The organism is Pseudoduganella sp. RAF53_2, assembly GCF_052113985.1.
In the GTDB taxonomy this organism is placed as follows: domain Bacteria; phylum Pseudomonadota; class Gammaproteobacteria; order Burkholderiales; family Burkholderiaceae_D; genus Rugamonas.
Genome location: NZ_JBFRDW010000654.1, coordinates 1 through 3335 on the forward strand (window position 1 = coordinate 1; position 3335 = coordinate 3335).

Below are 3335 nucleotides of genomic sequence, written 5' to 3' on the forward strand. Positions count from 1 at the left end.
GCGCAGGAGCGCTACATGAACCGCCCGGCATGGCGCAGTGCGAATTTTTTGGTGCCTTTTTCGGGGGAGGGGCTTTACTTGCGTCGCCGATCATGTGGTTTCCGTCGGTGCGTCGCCTCAATATGAACCCCACCGTCGGATTCCCACTGCTGTAAGAAGCGATATTGCTCGCCATTGAACAGCAAAGGCACAGCGCACCCCTTACTGCAGCGCCTGGAAATCGTCCTATTATTAGGATAAGCGCCTGGATCGAATTCACAGCGTCGCGTATCCGGTTTCAAATAATCAGATTTGGAAGTGATCCATCCATGCTGACTGTGCCGCGCTCATCACCGGCCCTCTTGGTTCATTCAACACGAGGTCGCTATGTCTAAAAAATATCCATTATTTGCCCGCCGCAGTTTTCTCGCCACGCTGGCTGCTGCCGGCGCCATGGAATTGCTGCCGCTTACGCTGTTTGCCGCCAGCGCAGACAACGCTATCCGTCCGTTCCGCGTGCATATCGCCGATGCGGCCTTGGTCGATCTGCGCCGCCGTTTGGCGGCGACCCGCTGGCCAGCAAAGGAAACCGTCGACGACGCCTCGCAGGGCGTGCCTCTGGCCAAGCTGCAGCCACTGGTGCGCTATTGGGAAAAGCGCTACGACTGGCGCAAGGCGGAGGCCAAACTGAATGCGCTGCCTCAGTACCTGACCAATATCGATGGCGTCGATATCTACTTCATCCACGTGCGCTCGCGCCATCCAAACGCGATGCCGCTGCTGATGACGCACGGCTGGCCCGRCTCCATCTTCGAATTCCTTAAGCTAATCGGCCCGCTGTCTGATCCGACAGCCTTTGGCGGCCGTGTGGAGGACGCGTTCGACCTGGTGATTCCCTCGATTCCCGGCTACGGTTTCTCCGGCAAGCCGACTGTGACGGGCTGGGACCCGGATCGTATTGCGCGCGCATGGGCCGAGCTGATGCAGCGGCTGAACTACAGCCGTTATGTCGCGCAAGGCGGCGATTGGGGCGCACCGATCACCAGCGCGATGGCGCGCCAGGGGGCGCCGGGGCTGCTGGGTATCCATCTGAACCTGCCGGCCGCCGTGCCGCCCGAAGTGTCGGCCGCACTGGCCACTGGCATGGCGCCGGCCGGCATGTCCGAGCAGGAACGCGCGGTGTTCGATGCGCTGCTTGCCTATGGTAAGAAGGGCAACTCGGCCTACTTCACGATGCTGACCGCGCGGCCCCAAACCATAGGCTACGGCATGACGGATTCGCCGGCCTTCCTGGCGGCGCTGATGCTGGTCCATCCGGGCTTTGCTAACTGGAAGTTCGGTGCCGATGCCACGCAATCGCCCAGCCTCGACGAAGTGCTGGATGACCTGAGCCTGTACTGGCTGACCGACACGGCGACATCGGCCGGCCGCCTGTATTGGGAAAACGGCGCCCGCGGCAGCGTGATCGGTTCCGCTCCGCAGAAGACGCAGGAATTAGCCTTACCCGTGGCCATCTCGGTATTCCCGGATGACGTGTACCGTCCGCCGGAAAGTTGGGCACGCCGTGCTTATCGCAATCTGAGCTACTACCATGAGGTCGACCGTGGCGGCCACTTCGCTGCATGGGAACAGCCGGTGTTGTTCGCGGAAGAGATGCGGGCAGCGTTCCGGCCGCTGCGCTAAGCAACCGCCGCAGATTGGCTGCCAGATATCGACCGCTCCTAGGCTTTTCGAAAAGCTGAACAAAGGTCCGAGTTGGGGAGGTGAATGCCGTCCCAGGGCTGCGTGCCGCACTGCGAATCTGCCGGGGACAGCCGGGACTCCCGGCTGCTGGCATAGGGGGCAGGTTATTTCTCGAAGTGAGACCTTACCCAGTCGCGAGCCAGATTCCACAGCTCCGGCGCGCCGCGCTGAATGATCGGTCCGTATTTGTCGAGTACCTGCTCGTACTCCACACGGTTTTGTGACCACGTTCCGCCGTGCGTAAAGATATTCACCAACAACGGCTGGAAGCGGTCCAACGCTTTTGCAAACTGCGCGTCTGCGGACTTTCCCTCCTCAAATTCCCGCCACATTCCGCTCAATGCGCTATTCTGGTTTTCTGGAAGGAGGCCGAAAATGCGCTCCGCCGCTTCTTGCTCCAATGCCGATTGATTGCCGTTCGATGCACCGTGAATTGGCGTATCGCCCGCATCGACTTCAACGATGTCGTGAATCAGCAGCATCGTCAGGACGCGAGTAATGTCTATGGAACCTGACGCATAGTCCGCCAGTATCAGCGCATACATAGCGAGATGCCACGAGTGCTCGGCAGAATTTTCGTTCCTGCTCTGGTCAAGCAGCGGTGATTGCCGAATTACCGATTTTAGCTGGTCGATTTCGCGTAAAAAATCGATTCGGCGAGACAAATCATTTGTGTCCATCGTCTGTATTTTTTCAAGGTTGCGAAAGCCACCGTAGCACCGCATCCGCGGTATCGGCAGGATTACTGTTGAAAGCGATCTTTGCTTTCGGTGCGTGGGCATGGACCAGATTCAGTACCTTCTCGAACAGCAAGAGTAGCTCCGGCGGTTCGCGCAAGCCGGCGCCGATCACAATGCAGTCGTACTGTTTGGCTTCCAATGCTGCCGCGACAGCTGCTTCGGCGGTCGCCCCGCGGTCGATCCAGCAGCTATCGGCGTCGAACCCCATGGCGCGCAGACCATCGATCTGAGCATCGATATACTGACGCACGAGCTCTACTGTGAGGTGCGGAAAGGCACTGAAGTCTGCGTATTTCGGGTCGATTCCAATCGCGATCACCGCTGGTTTGGTCGGCATATAGGGCTCCACGTTCGGCGTATAGATAATGCGGGACGGCCGGCTATTCGAAAAAGCTGACCGCATGCGGCACGTAGTGCTGCTCAAGCATGTCCAGTTCATGACGATCGAGTTGCAACGACAGTGCAGCGACCGCGTCCGCCAAGTGGTGCGCTTTAGTAGCGCCGACGATGGGTGCGGCCACACACTCCTGTTGCAGCAGCCAGGCGAGCGCGATTTGCGCGCGCGGCACTTCGCGCCGGCTGGCCACTGCGCCTACGGCATCGACCACCATCTTGTCGGCAGCTTCCGTGGCGTTATAGAGGCGTGCCGCCGTCTGGTCGAATCGCACCCGGTCGCTGCTCGATGCCTCCTGCCAGGGCCGCGCCAGGCGCCCGCGCGCCAGCGGCGACCATGGCAATACGCCGATGCCCTCGGCTCGGCACAATGGCAGCATCTCGCGCTCTTCCTCGCGGTTGAGCAAGTTGTAGTGAGGCTGCATCGACACGAAGCGGGTCCAGCCATGTTGCTGAGCCAGGTATAGCGCCTTGCAGAAC

The 3335-nt window shown here is 60.1% G+C and carries 4 protein-coding genes; 1 reads left to right on the forward strand and 3 read right to left on the reverse strand.

Annotated elements, in window-relative coordinates; all coding sequences use genetic code 11:
• Nucleotides 1-366 precede the first annotated feature (366 nt).
• Entirely contained in the window at nucleotides 367-1662 is a 1296-nt protein-coding gene (locus AB4Z11_RS27215; protein ID WP_442028965.1) for an epoxide hydrolase family protein, read from the forward strand.
• 164 nt (nucleotides 1663-1826) lie between these two features.
• Here the strand turns inward: AB4Z11_RS27215 and AB4Z11_RS27220 are convergent, their stop codons facing one another.
• The 3 genes from AB4Z11_RS27220 to AB4Z11_RS27230 form a co-directional block, all read right to left on the reverse strand.
• Nucleotides 1827-2402, reverse strand: a complete 576-nt coding sequence (locus AB4Z11_RS27220; RefSeq protein WP_442028966.1) for an HD domain-containing protein — start codon at nucleotides 2400-2402, stop codon at nucleotides 1827-1829.
• 13 nt (nucleotides 2403-2415) lie between these two features.
• Nucleotides 2416-2799 (reverse strand): hypothetical protein, encoded by a 384-nt coding sequence (locus AB4Z11_RS27225; RefSeq protein WP_442028967.1) that lies wholly within the window; start codon nucleotides 2797-2799, stop codon nucleotides 2416-2418.
• A 43-nt stretch (nucleotides 2800-2842) separates the two neighbouring features.
• On the reverse strand, nucleotides 2843-3335 hold a 493-nt coding region (locus AB4Z11_RS27230), incomplete at its 5' end, for an aldo/keto reductase (RefSeq protein ID WP_442028968.1).

Excerpts from the sequence above, each read along its gene's own strand:
- AB4Z11_RS27225 (WP_442028967.1), bottom strand. The coding sequence starts at position 2,799 with ATGCCGACCAAACCAGCGGTGATCGCGATTGGAATCGACCCGAAATAC.
- AB4Z11_RS27220 (WP_442028966.1), bottom strand. The coding sequence starts at position 2,402 with ATGGACACAAATGATTTGTCTCGCCGAATCGATTTTTTACGCGAAATC.